The sequence below is a fragment of the Paenibacillus massiliensis subsp. panacisoli DSM 21345 genome, assembly GCF_000426545.1.
GTDB lineage: Bacteria > Bacillota > Bacilli > Paenibacillales > Paenibacillaceae > Paenibacillus > Paenibacillus panacisoli.
Map to the genome: position 1 here is coordinate 1 of NZ_AUFO01000012.1, position 17,599 is coordinate 17,599.

Genomic DNA, 17,599 nt, shown 5'->3' on the forward strand with positions numbered 1-17,599 from the left:
CTAATCGGTCGAGGGCTTATCCTAAAGTAAAGCGCAAGTGTTTCGTTTCGGTTTCAGTTTTCAGGGTGTAACACCTTGAGGCATATGCTGCAACATTCATACACACAAATGTGTTGTACCGAATGTCTTGCATGCCGTGTTAGTCACACGGCAGAGGAATGATATTTTCTCACAGCGATTTCAAGAAGCGTAGCTTCGAAAAATCACGTTTGGTGGCGATAGCGGAGGGGTTCCACACGTACCCATCCCGAACACGACCGTTAAGCCCTCCAGCGCCGATGGTACTTGGACCGAAGGGTCCTGGGAGAGTAGGACGCCGCCAAGCAAGCTTTTTTGGATGAGGAGCAATTATACATATTAGGGCCCTTAGCTCAGCTGGTTAGAGCGCACCTCTGATAAGGGTGAGGTCAGTGGTTCGAGTCCACTAGGGCCCACCATCATCCATTAAGTAGTTTGGGGCTATAGCTCAGCTGGGAGAGCGCCTGCCTTGCACGCAGGAGGTCAGGGGTTCGATCCCCCTTGGCTCCACCAAATATTCCCTGATAGCTCAGTTGGTAGAGCACTCGACTGTTAATCGAGTTGTCACAGGTTCGAGTCCTGTTCGGGGAGCCATTTTGTACACTAATGAATTACTATATATAGGTGGCGGTGTAGCTCAGCTGGCTAGAGCGTACGGTTCATACCCGTGAGGTCGGGGGTTCGATCCCCTCCGCCGCTACTCGGAGAGATACCCAAGTGGCTATAAGGGGACCCTCTGCTAAGGGGTTAGACTGCGTAAGCGGTGCGAGGGTTCGAATCCCTCTCTCTCCGCCAACTCAATTTCATAGTGTATAGTACAAGTTATCAAGGCCCGTTGGTCAAGGGGTTAAGACACCTCCCTTTCACGGAGGTAACAGGGGTTCGAATCCCCTACGGGTCATAAGGCTATCCCATAGCCGATGAAAAATGAGAACCCCTAAGGGTTCGTCGGAGCATAAGCTTCGGAAGGATTACATCACAATCGGCTCACAGCGTGAGGTGTATCCCCTACGGGTCATAAATATGGAGGCTTAGCTCAGCTGGGAGAGCATCTGCCTTACAAGCAGAGGGTCGGGGGTTCGATCCCCTCAGCCTCCACCATAATATAATATCGCGGGGTGGAGCAGCTCGGTAGCTCGTCGGGCTCATAACCCGAAGGCCGCAGGTTCAAATCCTGCCCCCGCAATTATCTTTCAAGCGATTGAAAGTAACTCATGGAACTGTGGTGTAGAGGCCTAACATGCCTGCCTGTCACGCAGGAGATCGCGGGTTCGAATCCCGTCAGTTCCGCCATTTATGTTTTAATAGAATAGGCCATGTTTCTGGATAAGTCATATTAGTATTTGGCTCGGTAGCTCAGTCGGTAGAGCAGAGGACTGAAAATCCTCGTGTCGGCGGTTCGATTCCGTCCCGAGCCACCATTAGACTTATTGAAGTGAACATTTGCCGGTGTAGCTCAACTGGTAGAGCAACTGACTTGTAATCAGTAGGTTGGGGGTTCAAGTCCTCTCGCCGGCACCACTGTGGAGGATTAGCGAAGTGGCCAAACGCATCAGACTGTAAATCTGCTCCCTTACGGGTTCGGTGGTTCGAATCCATCATCCTCCACCAGTTTTTTTAAAAATTATGGCGATCGTGGCGAAGGGGTTAACGCACCGGTTTGTGGATCCGGCATTCGTGGGTTCAAGTCCCATCGGTCGCCCTTGATTTTAATTATTGTTGGGGATTAGCCAAGCGGTAAGGCAACGGACTTTGACTCCGTCATGCATAGGTTCAAATCCTATATCCCCAGCCATTTACTCTCTTATTAAGAGCCATTAGCTCAGTTGGTAGAGCACCTGACTTTTAATCAGGGTGTCGAAGGTTCGAGTCCTTCATGGCTCACCATGTATTATTTGCGGTCGTGGCGGAATTGGCAGACGCGCACGGTTCAGGTCCGTGTGGGCTAACCCCCCGTGGAGGTTCGAGTCCTCTCGACCGCACCATTATTATGCGGACGTGGCTCAGCGGTAGAGCATCGCCTTGCCAAGGCGAGGGTCGCGGGTTCGATTCCCGTCGTCCGCTCCATATCATACGGCGCCATAGCCAAGTGGTAAGGCAAAGCTCTGCAAAAGCTTGATTCCCCAGTTCAAATCTGGGTGGCGCCTTTACCAAATTTATTTTGGCCCTATATGTCCCCTTAGCTCAGCTGGATAGAGCGTTTGACTACGAATCAAAAGGTCGGGAGTTCGAATCTCTCAGGGGACGCCATATTTACTTACAATCGTTATTTCAAAGATACTCTTATCTGTGGGGTAATCTTATGATATCGGGACGTAGCTCAGCTTGGTAGAGCACCTGGTTTGGGACCAGGGGGTCGCATGTTCAAATCGTGTCGTCCCGATTGTATTTGCGGGTGTAGTTCAATGGTAGAACTCCAGCCTTCCAAGCTGGTAGCGTGGGTTCGATTCCCATCACCCGCTTTTCTTTATGCGGATTCTTGTCACACCAGTTGTGACACCTTATAGATAAGAGAGCCCGTCTCGGACAAGGCTCTCTCTTTTTTTGCTCAAATCCCCTCACTAATGCAGTGAGGGGATTTGTCGTTCATCATTCGTTGTTTATATCTAGTTGGGAGTATGATCTGTATTTAAATTTATCTATTTTATCCACAAATATTGTATCAACATGTGTAACAATAATTCCTTGTTTTCTTTATGCTGCTAGGCATTCTCAAGTACTTCATCCTGATTCTTTGGCATGGTCAGTTCTACCCGTGTCCCATTTCCAGGCTGGGAATCAATGATCAACAGCCCACCGACACTCCTTGCCCTTTCCTCCATGCTGAATAATCCTACTCCGCTGGATGAGGTGCCTGGTGTGAAGCCTGCTCCCTTATCCTGAATACAGCTCCACACTTCAGTACCTCGATCCTCCAGAATTACCTGAGCCTCTGACACGTCTGCATACCGGGCAATGTTGGTTAGGGCCTCTTGCACAATACGGTACATAACAATTTCCTTCTTTATCTCAAGACGTTTACGCAGATTGCACTGAAATTGAACGGTAATTCCGTAATGCTTGGTATAATTCTCAATATAAGTACGAACAGCAGGCACGACCCCCAGGTCATCCAACACCGAGGGACGAAGCTCCCAAGCCAGGCCGCGTACGTCTTCCATAATGGAGGTGACCTGTTTACGAAGCTGGGCGAGCTTGCTGTCTGCATTACCCGACAACTGTTGATCGATCTGAATGATCAAGGAGAACAAGCTTTGTCCGATCCCATCATGTAGCTCTCGTGAGATGCGTTTACGCTCCTCCTCTTGAATTTGCATGACCTGGGTCATCATGAATTGGAGCTCGCCTTCTACCTTCTTCAGCTGTGTGACCTCATTACGAATAGCAAGGTATTGATAGGGCCGGCCATTCTCGTCGTTTATAGGCACAATGGTCGTGTTCACCCAATAATAGGAGCCGTCTTTGGCGCGGTTGCGAATCTCGCCTCTCCATACCTGTCCTGAGGAGATGGTGCGCCACAGATTTTTCATGAAATCTACCGAATGATACCCTGAGTTGATAAGTCGATGGTCTTGGCCGATTAATTCTTCCCTGGAGTATTGAGATACTTCGCAGAACTTGTCATTTACATACTTGATGATACCCCTGGGATCTGTGACTGCCACAATAGAAGACTCATCCAACGCGAATTTGAGATCTGATAGCTGATGTAGTGAATATCGCAAGGATTCTCGGAAAACCGGGTCAGGTATATAGTGATCCAATTCCTGAAGCAAGGAGGAGGCTTGTTGACCAATGACATGCTTCGGGGTTCCCTTCGGACTACTCATAGTTCAACAATCCCTTCTTCATGGCGAACTTCACCAGCTCAGGCCGGGTTCTAAGATTTAATTTTTCCATTAGATTACTCTTATGTGTCTCGACTGTCTTCACACTAATAACCAGATGTTCGGCAATTTCCTTATTAGAATATCCCTTGGCAATCCAGGACAAGATCTCACGTTCACGGTCAGACAGAGTATCATAAGGGCCTGAAGCACCATCCTGCTTGAGCTTATCCAGGTATTCACTCATCAGGCGTTTGGTTGCGCTTGGATAGAGGTAGGCACTTCCACCAGCGACTGATTGAATAGCTGATAGCAGCTCTTCATGTGGGGCGCTTTTTAGAACATATCCGGATGCTCCAGCTTGAATGGCGCGGAACAGATATTCTTCGTCATCATGCATTGTCAAAATAAGAACCTCGATATCGGGTAGCTGCTTCTTCAGTTCCTTCGTGGCTGTGAGACCATCTTTGCCCGGAGGCATACTAAAATCCATTAGAACCACATCCGGTAGCAACTCGGCTGCTTTAAGTATAGCTTCGTCACCGTCTGCGGCATCGCCAATGACCTTCATATCGTGCTTGCCATCCAGTAAGGCAATCAGGCCGGATCTGACAACGACATGGTCATCCACTACAAGTATACGAATCAAACGTTATCCCTCCTGCCAGCTCATATAGATGAAGCTGTTAACAATATCATAGCAAAAAAAAAGAATCCTACCAATGAAGGATTCTTTGGTCTTACATTTAGATGAGTAGTAGCGAGCACATAACCAAATTGCACTCTTGAGAGTTCCTTATCTTGCTTGCTCCGAATGACGCATACATTCGATCTGTCTTGCAACCTCTTCAGTTACTGCCAGCTCCTGAGGCAGGAAGATTCGGGCACTACGATTGCCGATGAGCAAGACCCCTTGCGGTAGCGGCGTACTGTCGTCATGTAGCGGAATAGCCACAGCGGAATGTAGCTGTTCAGCCAGCATCAGTGCACACTCCTGACGAAGCCGTGAGGCACCTGGTACAAGAGGATTGGCTGTCACTGTGCGACCGAGTCGGATAGCTGTACCAGCCACACCGTAGCCGGATTTGAACGATATGCGCCGATATCGCTCACTGCGGCAGCCCGTCACATATCGCCAACGAAAATAGCTGTCCCCTTGATCTATCCAGGCTACTGCGACGACGTCACTGGATATACTATCGCGCAGGAGTTCCAGCTCCTTGCATAACTCGACAGTTATATCAACCATCACATAACACTTCCTTTTTCAAGTCGAACTGCAATATATATTATTAGGTCTGATTCCTTTTGTTATGATAATAGAATTTCATGGCAGGTCACCGATATCTCAACTTTGTGAACACTTCCACTATTCCATTGTAAATCTTTGCGTCCGAAAAGGGACTAAGGGAAAACCCTTATTTTACTACAGAGAAACACTGGTTTTGATAAAATCCCTGTATGAGCGCGGAAGTATCACATTTTTCCAGTAGAGGAAGTGACTTTCGTCACAACAAATCAGGGAATTGCGAAGGACAAAATCAGGTATTCTCCTGATAACGGATTTGAGGCTATGCCATTATGATAGAAGTATCAGGAAAGCAAAAGGAGACGGTGAACATGCCAGCAACTTATATGCAACGTGTAGACGGAAAACAGGGCACAGGTCGGCAGGGAATACACGTATTTTTGAATGATGACCAGTTTGCGTTGCTGCAGACCATTATGACATGGAAGAAAGTAAAAGCTGGCAATATCCTGTTTATGGAAGGGGAAGAAGCCGGTCAGCTATACTATATACGTTCGGGACGGATTAAGCTGCGTAAATCGACGGAGGATGGCAAAGAGCTCATTCTTACGATTCAGCGCAAAGGTGATGTAATTGGCGACTTCGGCGGCTTTGGTAGCGAGGATTATAATAGTACTGCGGAGACAGCGGATGCTTGTGAGGTGGGCGTTATACAAGTTAAGGAGCTGGAGGGGCTGATTGCCAAGCATGGAGATCTGGGTCTCCAATTTGTAAAATGGTACAATCTCAAGCAGCGCATCATGGAGTCGCGTTTTAGAGATCTGCTGTTGTATGGAAAAGCGGGTGCACTGGCGTCGACCTTGATCCGTGCATGCAATACTTGTGGTACTCAGGATGAGGACGGAATTACCCTTAGCATGAAGCTGAATCATACCGAGCTCGGGGAGATGATCGGGGCTACCCGTGAAAGTGTGAACCGGATGTTAAATTCGTTCAAGGAACAAGGCATTCTGGATACGAAGGAAGGCAAAATTGTCGTCCGTAATCTGGAGGATCTACGATTCCTGTGCGGCTGTCCAGAACAGGGACATTGCCCTAACGAAATCTGCCGTTTATAACAAGAGTTATGTATACACCATTCATATCAAGCCGATGGGCGTTTCTATAAGCTAGGCAGCCTATAGATGAAAATGCCCTCGAATCGACAAGCTTCATCTCTGAACCACTAAAAAAAGCTAACCCGATGTAGTTGCAGGTTAGCTTTTTCTAGATGGTTTTTTTTGAAACTATAAGAAGGGCCACATGGGCCGAACTAGACCCCGAAAGGATATGAACAAAGCTCTTCATACGCTTACCATCTTATGAGATCACCAATTAGGTCATTAGGTCACATAATCAAGTAATCCAGCAGGTATTTAAGTAATCACATTATGCAATCTAGACGTCAGCTTCTTCACGAGTGCAGAGCAGTGTCTGCAGCTTGCGGTGAATTTCTCTCTGCCATCTCTTATCCTGTACCTGAATAGCCAGATTGAGCAGGTCGAGATAATCATCAATGTGAAGAGAAGTCTTGCGCGTGGCGGCACTCACCAGGCTATTCCCCCTATCAAGGTATGCTTGAGGCAATAATGCTATGTAGTCCTCAGCAGGTAATTATTAGTTTAATAATGATAATCATTATCATCAATTCTTAAATCTTATTATAATGCTTAATCCCAGAAATGCAATAGTAATCGGCAAGGATTGTATGTGCAATTTCAAATCATTTACTCGTAGAGGGCTGATTGTAGGTTCTTCTAGGCTGGAATCAAGTGCTTCTATTTCGCTGACAGAACTGCCTTAAAAAAACAAACCCGACTTCCTAAGTTCAAACATTGTTCACATTATAAAGATGGAAGATAATACATATATCACATGAGTGTTTTGTGCAGAGAGAACGTCTACAGGGAGTCGGTCGCGAAATACTCAATACGATGAGGAGGAAAGGGTCATGAATACGAGAAAGATGAAAGCGCTTGCTATTGTATTGACAAGCGTCATGATTTTCATGCTCGCAGCCTGCAGCAGTCAGGAAGGGAGTCCATCCCAAAGTCCCGCTACCGAAGGAGGGGATTCGGGCAGCAAGGAAGTAACCATCACATTCCAGAACATTTATCCCGATCCAAGCACACCATCCTACGAGATGATGAGACAATTAGTGGATCAATATCAGAAGGATCACCCCAACGTAAAGATCGAGCTGGACTCCCTCAATACAGATCAGCAAAAGCTGAAGCTCAAGACGCAAGCAGCCTCCAAGGAGGTACCAGACATTACTATCGTAAATCCGGCGGCACAGATGAAGCCGTTCGTCGAGGCAGGACTGCTGGCGCCACTGAACGATATGGTCGATAAAGATGGCCTGCGTGGCATGTATCAGGATGGTCTGCTGGACTATTATAGCTTTGATGGCAATGTGTATGCTGTACCAGACGGCAACAACATTGAGGTTGTCTTCTATAACAAGGAGATCTTCGAGAAAGCTGGTATCAAAGAAATACCAACGACCTTCGACGAGCTGCTGGAGGTTGTGAAGACACTCAAGGCTCAGGGCATTACACCGATTGCCATTGGTGAGAAGGATTCCTGGACCGGGTCGTTCCTCTTTATGAATGTGCTGCTGCGGACCAATGGACCTGGCTTCCTGCAGGACGTCATGGACGGTAAGAAGACCTTTAACGATCCTGCCTTTATTGAAGCCGTTGACGCGTTCCAGGAGCTGGTGCAAGCCGGAGCCTTCCCGGATGGAGCTACCTCTATTGACTACAATGCGGGCGGGAACATTTTCCGTACGGGGCAATCTGCCATGTATATCATGGGAACGTGGGAGACAGGTGCGATTGATGCATCATCAGTGGCAGGTAAAGTAGGAGCCTTCCAATTCCCGACGGTGAACGGAAAAGGGGATCTGAATGAATACATGCTTGCACCAGGTAGTGCTTTCGCAGTCTCAGCGAATAGCGAGCATTTACAAGAAACCAAGGACTTCCTGCACTACTTCTCCACAGAAATGCCGAAGGTACAGTTCGAGCTGAAAAATGCTGTCGGCAGCGGCCATAAAATTGAAGGTGACTTCAAAGCTGCTGGCTACTCCGATCTGGCCGTAAGCCTGAATGATCTGTTCAAGAACATTAAGGGTGGGGACCTTGCTTTTGACAACACTATGAATCCAGCAGTAACCCAGGTACATCTTAGCAGCATCCAGAACCTATTCGTGCAAAAGGTGGATTCCGCACAGGTAGCTCAGGAGCATCAGGCAGCCTTTGAAGCCAATAAATAAAGCTGCTCACAGCTTCCCACCAAAGCTACAATAAGCAATCCTGAGGATCTTGAACTGATCACCATCCTGACCATCTGCAATGGGGGAGGGGCCTTCCGGTCCTTCCCTTCTCTTGGCTACAGGGCTACAGATAGATTTGTTAGGGATAGAGATGAGATAAGGAGGTAAATCATGAATGTGCTAAAGGTCAGTGCCCGTACAATTGCGATATTCGTTCTGCCTTGCTTGCTGCTATATGTATGCATGGTGTTCATTCCGATTCTGGTATCGATCTATACCGGGTTATTGGACTGGAACGGGATTGCCGGAGCCAGATTCATTGGACTGGACAACTTTCAGAAGTTTCTGTTCGATGATCCTTTGTTCTGGCCAGCCGTGAAGCGGACGTTGATGTTCGCTGTCTTCTCGATGGCCGAGATTCCAATCTGTCTGTTCATTGCGATACTGCTGAATAGATATGTTCGCAAGGCTAACTCACTCGTAACTCTGTATTTTATGCCTGTCATCCTGTCCGTTGTCATCATTGGTCAGCTCTGGAAGACTATTTATAACCCCGCCTCCATGGGCGGCATGATTAACGGTGTGCTGATCTCTCTGGGATTGGAGGATTGGGTGCGCAACTGGCTGACGGAGCCCGCGATTGCGATGTATTCAATCTATATTGTGGCGTTATGGCAGTATTTTGGCTACCATCTGCTGATTCAGTTCACGGGGGTACAGAATGTTCCCGGCGAGCTGTACGAGGCGGCGAAGATTGATGGAGCAGAAGGCTTCAAGGCGGACTATCATATCACTTTTCCCCTGATTGTACCCATTTTGAAAATATCAATTGTACTGGCATTTATCGGTTCACTGCAATCCTTCGATCTGATCTGGGTCATGACGGGGGGCGGGCCAGCTAATGCCACGAATACAGTTGCTACCTATATGTATAACATGTCGTTCTTGTCCATGAAGTACGGCTATGGCAGTGCGCTGGCGACGTTTCTCGTAGTGTTCTGTCTGGTGTTCACCATCATCATTAATTTTGTTTTCAAACGAATCGAAAATAAGGTAAGCTAAGGAGGCCGAGCAGCAGATGAGAGTGGTGAAAAAATCGTTCATTTACGCCTTGCTGGCGGTCCTGGTCGTGACCCAGATCTACCCGTTATTCTGGCTCTTGACGTATTCACTCAAGACGAATGAGGAGATTCTGGGCGGCAGCTTCTTCGCGCTCCCTAATGTCCCACAGTGGCAGAATTATAAGGAGGCCTATGAATCGGGCAGCTATCTCCAATACTTGTCCAACAGTGTGTTCGTAACCAGTATTACGATGGTCTGTGTCATTCTGCTCAGCTCCATGACAGCCTATGCGATTACCAGGTTCCGCTGGCGCTATGGCTCGATCGTGATGCTCGTCTTTCTTGTAGGCATGATGATTCCGATGCAGGCTACACTGCTGCCGTTGATGGTCATGTTCAAGAATATCAAAATTCTCAATACACATTTATCATTAATCTTTCCCTATATTGCCTTTCAGACACCCATTGCCGTATTTATTCTAAGTGGCTTCATGCGCTCGATCCCCCATGAAATTGAGGAGTCGGCGTACATGGATGGTGCCAGCATCTATCGGATCTATCGAAGCATCATTCTACCCATCTCTTTGCCTCCAGTGATGACGGTCTGTATTCTAACGTTCATTAATATATGGAACGAGTATATATTGGCCGCGACCTTCATCTCCTCGGAGCGTCTCAAGACCCTTCCTTTTGGCATATACACCTTCGTCAGTCAGTTTTCCGTCAACTATGGCAACATTGGAGCCTATCTCGTCATGGGAGCCCTGCCAGTCATCATCATCTACTTTGTGCTCTCAGAGCGAATTACCAAAGGAATGGTTGCTGGTGCAGTGAAGGGGTAGTGGATCATCTAACAAGCGAAGAAGAAACAGCACAAGCGAGAAAGGAGCGTAATCTGCTTGCTTAAAGGATTTCAATCCATTCAATATCGTTTGTTCGTGCTGTTTCTTTTTTGTATGGCTGGTATTGTGCTGGCGATCAGTCTGCTCTTCTACAACCGCACAGCGGCAGAATATCACAATAAGATCAGTGATCTGGCGCGCAAAAATGTGTCGCAGACCGCTGGGCTGTTCAGCCTGCTGCTGGATTCGTATAGCAGTCTCTCCAAGTCGATTACGAACAATTTTGAACTGGTCCGCCTGCTGGGAACAAGTACCGAGCTTGCTCCTGAGGCCGCTTATATCAGTGAACAGAAGATTACGAATACGCTCGGGGCCATTTATTATTCCAGAACAGACTTAATAGGGATTCATGTGCTTACCAACTCAGGCAGAGTGTACAGCTACGGGAACTATATGAATGTAATTGATCGGGACTATGCGCAGACGGACTGGTATCGGGAAATTGAGCGCGCGAAGGGGAAAATAGCCTGGCTTGGCGTCTATCCGAATTCGGTCATTGACCAAATGGAGAAGAGGCCAGTTTTTGCGTTCGGACGCCAGCTCTACGATCTGGATGAGCATAAGCCGATTGGTATCGTGCTATTCGAGGCAGAGCCACGTTCAATCCAGGCTGCGTTGCATAATTTGCGTCTTGGTCCCAATAGCGAGGTGTATTTGATCGGACACGATAATCGAATTGTGTCAGCCACCACCTCCCGACCACCACCTGTCATACAGGGGCCAGAAGCTGTAGGGGCAGATGCGGTGGTGGTGGAGCGCAGAGATCAACAGATTATGATTGCATCGCAGCTCCCTTTTGTCGATTGGTCCGTCGTTAGCGTCACGCCAAGCAAGGACTTGAATGTAGAGCTGGCACAGACACAGCGTTATCTCCTCATAGTAGCACCTGCACTGATTATTCTCTCTGCTTTGATTGCTTCTATTATATCCAAAAGAATCTCACTGCCGCTCAAGCGCCTGATCCGGGAGATGAAACGAGTGGAGACGGGAAACTTCAGGGGGACGCTGCAGGTAACCTCGTATCAGGAGGTGAACCAGCTTGTAGATTCCTTTAATCATATGGTAGGACGCATAGCCGAGTTGATCGAGATCGTGAAGGTATCCTCTGTCAGTGAGAAGAATGCCGAGCTTCATGCTCTGCAGACGCAGGTGAATCCGCATTTTCTATATAACACACTGGATATGATCTATTGGATGCTGGATGAGAAGAACGAGGATCAATTAGGAGAGCTTGTCCTTTCCCTGTCGCATATGTTCAGATACAGCAGTCATTGGCAGGAGGGCGCGAATGTGACGCTGCGAGAGGAGGTCGAACAGATCAGTCATTATCTGACTATCATCAAGGCACGCCTCCAAGGGCGCTTGGGAGTCAAGGTACATATTGATGAGCAGTGGCTGAATATCCGTGTACCCAAGATGACACTACAGCCTCTGATTGAAAATGCTGTTAAGCATGGCCTGGAGCCGCTTCATACCAATCAGCAGGGAGAGAATGTACAAGGAGAGCTGAGGCTGATCGCCAGTCGCCGGGAGGGGCGCTTGTATCTGACCATTATGGACAATGGCGTAGGGATGGACGAGAGACGGCTGGAGCAGGTGAGACAGGCGCTGCTGGAGCCTGGGAAATATGATAGCCATGCTAGCGGGGCTGGCATCGGGCTACAGAATTTGCAGCTTCGTCTACATCATATGTTCGGCTCGGACTACGGGATTCGGATATCCGGACAACCCGGAGTAGGAACTACCGTTACTGTAGAGCTTCCACTTCCGCATGAGGAGGAGAATGTAGATGAATATTTTGATCGCTGATGATGAGCAAATGATTCGACAGGGTATTGGACGCACGCTCAGCCAAGCTTGGCCGTCTAGCCAAATCTATGCGGCCTCGTCAACGGAGGAGGCGGCGATGATTCTGTCGGAGCATCCCGTTGATATTGTTCTTACCGATATTCTAATGCCAGGCATGGATGGGTTGGAATTCATGAGAATATCAAAGCGCAAGCATCCTCATCTGCAATGGGTTGTGATCTCGGCGCATTCTGATTTTCAGTATGCACAGCGAGCAGTTCGCCTGGGAGCCAAGGATTATCTGCTGAAGCCGATTGGCAAGAAGAAGCTGCTGGAATGTGTGGAAAGTCTGGCCGATGAAGCTCAGGCTGAATCTGTTCGGATGAGAGAGGGCAAGCTCCTGCGGAGCAGCCTTGGTTATCTCCGTGAGGCTGTCTTTCAGCGGTATGCACTGGGGCTTGATACTGGAAAGCTTGATATTCAGCCATTCGTGGAGAATTACCCTGATTTTCACCTCTACATGGTTCGTATGGAAACCGTTCAGCGCAAGACACATCTGGAACATTTTATAATCGAGAATGTCCTGTCTGAGCTTCTGGAATCTGCGGGGCATGGCTTCGTAGTCAGCTTGGATCGACATAGCTTGCTCGGGATCGCAAGACTAGACGATATCTCTGAAGGACAACGAGTGGCTGAGCAGCTGAGGGCTCATTTGCGTCGCTATCTGAAAATCTCCTTTCAGGTGGCTCATTCCGGTCCTCATGAAGAATTCACCAGACTTTCTGATGTAGTAGGTGAGCTGCGAAGTACAACACTGGAGCAGGAAGCGGCAGACAGCAATGCATGCTTGAAGGACAGCGTTCACACCATTGACGTCGCGCTACAGTATATCCGGGCTCACTATACAGAGGATTTGTCACTGGAGCGGGTGGCCTCAGTCGTATTCCTGAATCCGGTCTATTTCAGCCAGCTGTTCAAGCAAAAGACAGGGCAGGGGTATAAAGACTATGTGATCTCTTTACGAATGGAGGAGGCGAAGAATCTCTTGCTCCAACCGCAGCTTAAGCTCGCAGATATTGCAGAGAAGATCGGCTACCACGACATGCGTCATTTCACACAGGTGTTCAGACGCAAATGTGGTATGACCCCTACCGAGTACAGGGCTAGCAGTAAACTCCGCTAGGGGCTAGGGATTTAATTGTGGTAGACTAGGGTGAGAATATCATTAGTGCATGTATCCCCCGTATAAAGGAGTTGTGAATCATGAAGGAGTCGGCTCTACCCCCTATGTTGGTAGAACTATTGAATGGACGCGATCTGGGTGACAAGCAGCAAGAGGCTTTCCAGTTACTGACGATTAGCTCGGACGAGTGGCCTCATACCTCCATGGTTAGTGTGGGTGAGGTCGTGGCGCTGGATCAGGAGCGACTGCGGATATCGCTGTGGCCTGGGACACGCACTACGAACAATATCCTGCGTACAGGTAAAGCCAAGCTGGTGATCAGTAAAGATGGCACCGTATATTATGTCCGAATGATGCTGGCACAGCTACCGGAACTACAGGGAGTACGTTATATGCGTGAACGATTTGAAGCCAGAGTGGTGGCGGTTCGTGCGGATAAAGCGTCATATGCAGAGGTAGTATCTGGCTTCAAGATCAAGTTACATGAGCCAGGCGATGTTGTGGAGCGCTGGAACGAGACTGTGAGTGATCTGTTGAAATAACTTCTTTATTGTAAAACATACATATTGTTACAAAGATGGCGCCATTCTGTATGGTTCTTAGGGTCTGCGGGAACGTAGGTACTAAGAATCATTTTGCGTTCATAGGGATGAAAATGTCGTCCTTTTTTATTAAAAACCTAAATAATTCCTGTGCTTTCGTCGAAAAAAGAACAGACGAGATATTTATCGTAATTGGGAGGACACTTATTTTGAAAAGAAAATGGTCTGCGTTTTTGGTGTTAGTGATGCTGATGACGAGTATTGGATCTTTTGCCGGTGTAGCTTCAGCTGCAGATCCGGTTCTGACAAAACTGGTGCTGTCAACCAATGAAGTGACATTACAAACGGGAGATACCGCCTCTTTGACAGCTACAGCGGTGTATGACACAGGAAAGACCACGAATGTAACGGTGGATACGGATTGGAGTACCGAAAGCTCAGCAGTAGCTACCGTATATAACGGTACTATTACGGCAAAAGGAGAGGGAACTGCCGTAATTACAGCGAGCTACCAGACTTTCCATCAGCCGGTGACGGTTACTGTCACCAAAAAAGTAAAGGCACTAACCAAGGATGTACAGCAGTTAGAGCTTCGTTCCGGCGAGTCTGCTGATATTTCATTAACTGCCACTTACACTGACAATTCGACTGCTGCAGTGGCAACTAAGGCGGACTGGACGACGGATAATGATCGCGTAGCTACCGTGCTGAACGGTAAAGTAACAGCTGTAGGAGCAGGTACAGCTACGATTAAAGCGGTATATGGCAAACAATCGGTCACGGTGCCCGTTTCTGTAGATGTCGTGAAGCGTCTAGAGGTGAGCCAAAGTCAGCTCTCATTGCTCCTGAAGGATAAGGAATCGGTAACAGTCAAGGCAACTTTCCCTGATGGCACGGAGAAGGAAGTAACGGCGGATGCCGAGTGGAGCTCCAGTAATCCGACTGTAGCGGATGTACTGAAGGGTGAGATTACTGCCTATAGTGCGGGACAGGCTACTATCACAGCCAAATACGGCACAATGTCTGCTACAGTTGCTGTAGATGTAGACACTACAAGCAAGCTGAAGGCCAGTGAATCTGACGTATTCATGTACCTGGATGCTACAAAAGCGATTGAGATTACAGCGGTATATCCAGATGGCAGCACAGCAGTTGTGACAAATGATAGCACATGGACCTCCAGCAACGCGTCAGTGGCCTCTGTCAACAAGGGGAACATTATGGCCAATGCTGCAGGTACGGCTGTTATTTCGGCAAAATATGGCGATAAGACTGTCAACATTCAAGTAGATGTCGAGACAGCTAGATATCTGGATCTGAGCGAAGAGAAGGTATCGCTGCAGGCGAAGGAAAGCAAACAGCTTACCTTGAAGGCTACCTATATTGACGGTAAGACAGAGGATATCACGGCTAAAGCAAACTGGACCTCCAGTAACAGTGACACAGTCTTCGTTAGCAAGGGCGAAGTTACAGGCTACAAATCAGGTGAGGCGACAGTTACTGCCTCCTACGGTGGCAAGAACGCTACAGTGAAGGTAGCTGTTGATGTACCGAGTGACGTCACACTATCTACGAAGACGCTGACCATTGATTTGAATGAAACGTATCAAGCGAAGCTGACTGCGGATTATGGCGATGGAAGAACTGAGGACGTTACTGCGGATGCGGAATGGTCAACTAGCTCAGCTACAGTCGCTTCGGTCACAGGTGCGGGTCTCGTCAAGGGTGAATCCTCGGGTAAAGCAGTTATTACAGCTACCTACAACAGCAAGAAGTACACGATGAATGTAGAGGTAGGTCTGGTAGATAAGCTTGAGACCGAGACTCAATTAATTATCATGGGTGCACAGGAAACGAAGCAGCTCAAAGTGTTCGCGATTAAAGGCACAGATCGAGTCGATGTTACTGCTGATGCGGATTGGAAGACAGGTAATATCAAAATAGCCGAGGTTAGTAAAGGGCTAGTAAATGCTAATAGCCGCGGTAAAACAAATATTACAGCAAGCTACGGTAATCAGAGGATTACCTTCGCCGTTGAAGTGGACATCGCGACCAGTGTAGAGGCAAGTGAAGTCGCTTTGTCGCTCAAGAGTGGGGACAAAAAGACGGTTAAGCTCACTATGAAATCTAGCGATGGTAGCACGAAGGATGTTACTTCCCAAGCTCAGTGGAAGACTTCCAATTATAAGGTAGCTACGGTGAAGGATGGCCAAATTACAGCGGTGGCCTACGGTAAGACGAGCATTACAGGTAACTATGGCGGCAAAACTTATACCGTACGCGTAGATGTAGATACGTTGAAGTATTTGCAGACAGATGAGGTGTTGCTGACTCTGACGGCAGGGCAAACAGCACAACTGACGGCTACAGCCACCTTCATGGATGGGACAGACAAGGATGTAACCAAGCCTGCGCTCTGGACGTCCTCCAAGATCACGGTAGCTACAGTGAAGGATGGCAAAATCAAGGCGCAAAGCAAAGGCCGCGCCACGATTACGATTAAGTATGCAGGCAAGACTACGAGAGTAAATGTAACTGTGCAATAGGAATGATACGAAAATAGATTTCTATACACGAAAAGAACATGCCCCTTGGCGAACGGATATCGTTCATCAAGGGGCATGTTTGTTATTAGGCTATGAATTACAATTAACCTACGTAATTCTACATTCGCATTTGGGACTGTTAGATGAATGGCAAGATGGCTATGACAGCACAGCTGATAGGCGCTCTACTGAACGGAATGAACGGAGTGAGCAGAACATCAGAGTGTCTTATGTTATTCGTGTCCGATGGGCTGGTTGCTGTTAGCAGCAGCATTTTTCTTCGGATTAGCGAGTCCTTCCGTCATACGACGTCCAGTAGGAGTCTGGGCAAGTCCGCCCTTGGCAGTCTCTCGGTGCTGGGTTGGCATCGCACTTCCTACCTCCAGCATCACATCAATGACCTCATCGGAAGGAATTGCACTACGCACGCCAGCAAGAGCCATGTCTGCCGCAGCCAAGGCGGTTACGGCACCGAGTCCATTGCGAACGATACAAGGGATCTCTACCAGTCCTGCTACCGGATCACAGATGAGTCCAAGCGTATTTTTCAATGCCAGTCCGACTGCATGTATGGCTTGCTCAGGAGAGCCTCCCCTAAGCTCTACCATCGCACCTGCGGCCATTCCAATGGCAGAGCCGATCTCGGCTTGACAGCCGCCTTCAGCTCCAGAGATGAAGGAGTTATTGGCAATGACATAGCCGATAGCCCCTGCCGCGAACAAGCCATGAACCATATGCTCATCCTCCCAGCCGAATCTCTCCTGCGCACTGATAAATACACCGGGAATGACGCCGCACGAACCAGCGGTCGGTGTAGCTACGATTCGTCCCATGGAGGCATTTACCTCCGATACGGATAGTGCATAAGCCATAGCAAGGGCCGATGCATCGCCGGAGCAGGCCTCTCCTGTACGCAAATATTCGGCCAGGCGCTTTCCGTCTCCTCCAGTCAATCCGCTACGGGATACCGTGTCTTCAGTCTGTCCCCGGTGGACCGCCTCCTTCATGATCTCATAGTATTTGGCCATTTGGGTGTAAATTTCTTCAGGAGAGCTGCCGCTCTCCTTGGATTGCTCTTCGAGCATCAACTGGCCAATCGTCTTGGATTCTTGTATACATAATTCGCTTAATTCACGCAGATGCCGAAATCGCATGTGACTAGCT

At 48.3% G+C, this 17,599-nt stretch carries 13 protein-coding genes, 21 tRNA genes and 1 rRNA gene; 30 read left to right on the forward strand and 5 right to left on the reverse strand.

From position 1 onward, the window contains the following. Window positions 1-208: 208 nt before the first annotated feature. The 22 genes from rrf (at window position 209) to K331_RS0111535 (ending at window position 2,480) form a co-directional block, all read left to right on the forward strand. A 5S ribosomal RNA gene (gene rrf, locus K331_RS0111425) occupies window positions 209-325 on the forward strand. Window positions 326-360: 35 nt separating this feature from the next. Continuing rightward, window positions 361-437 (forward strand) — tRNA-Ile (locus tag K331_RS0111430). An 18-nt stretch (window positions 438-455) separates the two neighbouring features. Beyond that, window positions 456-531 (forward strand) — tRNA-Ala (locus tag K331_RS0111435). Between the two features lie 5 nt (window positions 532-536). Beyond that, window positions 537-612, forward strand: a tRNA-Asn gene (locus K331_RS0111440). Between the two features lie 32 nt (window positions 613-644). Further along, a tRNA-Met gene (locus tag K331_RS0111445) sits at window positions 645-718 on the forward strand. A gap of 3 nt (window positions 719-721) precedes the next feature. Then, window positions 722-813, forward strand: a tRNA-Ser gene (locus tag K331_RS0111450). A 34-nt stretch (window positions 814-847) separates the two neighbouring features. Beyond that, window positions 848-919: transfer RNA gene (locus K331_RS0111455), tRNA-Glu, on the forward strand. A 124-nt stretch (window positions 920-1,043) separates the two neighbouring features. Further along, window positions 1,044-1,119 (forward strand) — tRNA-Val (locus K331_RS0111460). 11 nt (window positions 1,120-1,130) lie between these two features. Next, window positions 1,131-1,204, forward strand: a tRNA-Met gene (locus tag K331_RS0111465). 30 nt (window positions 1,205-1,234) lie between these two features. After that, window positions 1,235-1,311, forward strand: a tRNA-Asp gene (locus K331_RS0111470). A gap of 52 nt (window positions 1,312-1,363) precedes the next feature. After that, window positions 1,364-1,439 (forward strand) — tRNA-Phe (locus K331_RS0111475). Window positions 1,440-1,463: 24 nt separating this feature from the next. After that, window positions 1,464-1,539 (forward strand) — tRNA-Thr (locus K331_RS0111480). A gap of 4 nt (window positions 1,540-1,543) precedes the next feature. Further along, window positions 1,544-1,629: transfer RNA gene (locus K331_RS0111485), tRNA-Tyr, on the forward strand. Between the two features lie 18 nt (window positions 1,630-1,647). Next, a tRNA-His gene (locus tag K331_RS0111490) sits at window positions 1,648-1,720 on the forward strand. A gap of 18 nt (window positions 1,721-1,738) precedes the next feature. Continuing rightward, window positions 1,739-1,813: transfer RNA gene (locus K331_RS0111495), tRNA-Gln, on the forward strand. A 16-nt stretch (window positions 1,814-1,829) separates the two neighbouring features. Next, window positions 1,830-1,905: transfer RNA gene (locus K331_RS0111500), tRNA-Lys, on the forward strand. Window positions 1,906-1,915: 10 nt separating this feature from the next. Continuing rightward, a tRNA-Leu gene (locus K331_RS0111505) sits at window positions 1,916-2,003 on the forward strand. Window positions 2,004-2,010: 7 nt separating this feature from the next. Further along, window positions 2,011-2,085 (forward strand) — tRNA-Gly (locus K331_RS0111510). 8 nt (window positions 2,086-2,093) lie between these two features. Beyond that, window positions 2,094-2,165 (forward strand) — tRNA-Cys (locus K331_RS0111515). A gap of 26 nt (window positions 2,166-2,191) precedes the next feature. Then, window positions 2,192-2,268: transfer RNA gene (locus K331_RS0111525), tRNA-Arg, on the forward strand. A gap of 59 nt (window positions 2,269-2,327) precedes the next feature. Further along, window positions 2,328-2,401, forward strand: a tRNA-Pro gene (locus K331_RS0111530). A gap of 8 nt (window positions 2,402-2,409) precedes the next feature. Continuing rightward, window positions 2,410-2,480 (forward strand) — tRNA-Gly (locus K331_RS0111535). Window positions 2,481-2,720: 240 nt separating this feature from the next. Here the strand turns inward: K331_RS0111535 and K331_RS0111540 are convergent. The 3 genes from K331_RS0111540 to K331_RS0111550 form a co-directional block, all read right to left on the reverse strand. Further along, the gene (locus K331_RS0111540; protein WP_028590402.1) at window positions 2,721-3,848 is read right to left on the reverse strand and encodes a sensor histidine kinase; all 1,128 of its coding nucleotides are present in this window, start codon (window positions 3,846-3,848) and stop codon (window positions 2,721-2,723) included. Next, complete coding sequence (locus tag K331_RS0111545; protein ID WP_018888253.1) at window positions 3,841-4,494, reverse strand: response regulator; 654 nt, start codon at window positions 4,492-4,494, stop codon at window positions 3,841-3,843. The genes K331_RS0111540 and K331_RS0111545 overlap by 8 nt, the downstream gene beginning before the upstream one ends. 147 nt (window positions 4,495-4,641) lie before the next feature. Beyond that, a complete protein-coding gene (locus K331_RS0111550; RefSeq protein ID WP_018888254.1) occupies window positions 4,642-5,094 on the reverse strand; it encodes a GAF domain-containing protein in 453 nt (150 codons plus the stop codon). Window positions 5,095-5,465: 371 nt separating this feature from the next. On the opposite strand from K331_RS0111550, the gene K331_RS0111555 reads away from it, so the two are divergent. Continuing rightward, a complete protein-coding gene (locus K331_RS0111555) occupies window positions 5,466-6,212 on the forward strand; it encodes a Crp/Fnr family transcriptional regulator (protein ID WP_028590403.1) in 747 nt (248 codons plus the stop codon). 319 nt (window positions 6,213-6,531) lie between these two features. Here K331_RS0111555 and K331_RS32200 read toward each other — a convergent pair whose 3' ends face one another. Then, window positions 6,532-6,684: a hypothetical protein gene (locus K331_RS32200; protein ID WP_018888256.1), complete on the reverse strand. Its 153-nt coding sequence runs from the start codon at window positions 6,682-6,684 to the stop codon at window positions 6,532-6,534. Between the two features lie 400 nt (window positions 6,685-7,084). Between K331_RS32200 and K331_RS0111565 the strand changes: the two genes are divergently transcribed. From K331_RS0111565 to K331_RS0111595, 7 genes are all read left to right on the forward strand, one after another. Beyond that, window positions 7,085-8,413 (forward strand): extracellular solute-binding protein, encoded by a 1,329-nt coding sequence (locus tag K331_RS0111565; protein ID WP_028590404.1) that lies wholly within the window; start codon window positions 7,085-7,087, stop codon window positions 8,411-8,413. A 171-nt stretch (window positions 8,414-8,584) separates the two neighbouring features. Beyond that, window positions 8,585-9,475: a carbohydrate ABC transporter permease gene (locus K331_RS0111570; RefSeq protein ID WP_018888258.1), complete on the forward strand. Its 891-nt coding sequence runs from the start codon at window positions 8,585-8,587 to the stop codon at window positions 9,473-9,475. A 16-nt stretch (window positions 9,476-9,491) separates the two neighbouring features. After that, window positions 9,492-10,316 (forward strand): carbohydrate ABC transporter permease, encoded by an 825-nt coding sequence (locus K331_RS0111575; RefSeq protein ID WP_028590405.1) that lies wholly within the window; start codon window positions 9,492-9,494, stop codon window positions 10,314-10,316. Window positions 10,317-10,373: 57 nt separating this feature from the next. After that, a complete protein-coding gene (locus K331_RS0111580; RefSeq protein WP_028590406.1) occupies window positions 10,374-12,185 on the forward strand; it encodes a sensor histidine kinase in 1,812 nt (603 codons plus the stop codon). Further along, window positions 12,166-13,347: a response regulator gene (locus K331_RS0111585; protein ID WP_028590407.1), complete on the forward strand. Its 1,182-nt coding sequence runs from the start codon at window positions 12,166-12,168 to the stop codon at window positions 13,345-13,347. Before K331_RS0111580 ends, K331_RS0111585 begins: the two co-directional genes overlap by 20 nt. A gap of 80 nt (window positions 13,348-13,427) precedes the next feature. After that, window positions 13,428-13,889, forward strand: a complete 462-nt coding sequence (locus K331_RS0111590; protein WP_028590408.1) for a hypothetical protein — start codon at window positions 13,428-13,430, stop codon at window positions 13,887-13,889. Between the two features lie 209 nt (window positions 13,890-14,098). Then, a complete protein-coding gene (locus K331_RS0111595; protein WP_028590409.1) occupies window positions 14,099-16,435 on the forward strand; it encodes an Ig-like domain-containing protein in 2,337 nt (778 codons plus the stop codon). A 233-nt stretch (window positions 16,436-16,668) separates the two neighbouring features. Here K331_RS0111595 and sdaAA read toward each other — a convergent pair whose 3' ends face one another. Then, window positions 16,669-17,589, reverse strand: coding sequence for an L-serine ammonia-lyase, iron-sulfur-dependent, subunit alpha (sdaAA, locus tag K331_RS0111600; RefSeq protein ID WP_028590410.1), 921 nt, complete (start codon window positions 17,587-17,589; stop codon window positions 16,669-16,671). Window positions 17,590-17,599: the final 10 nt, after the last annotated feature.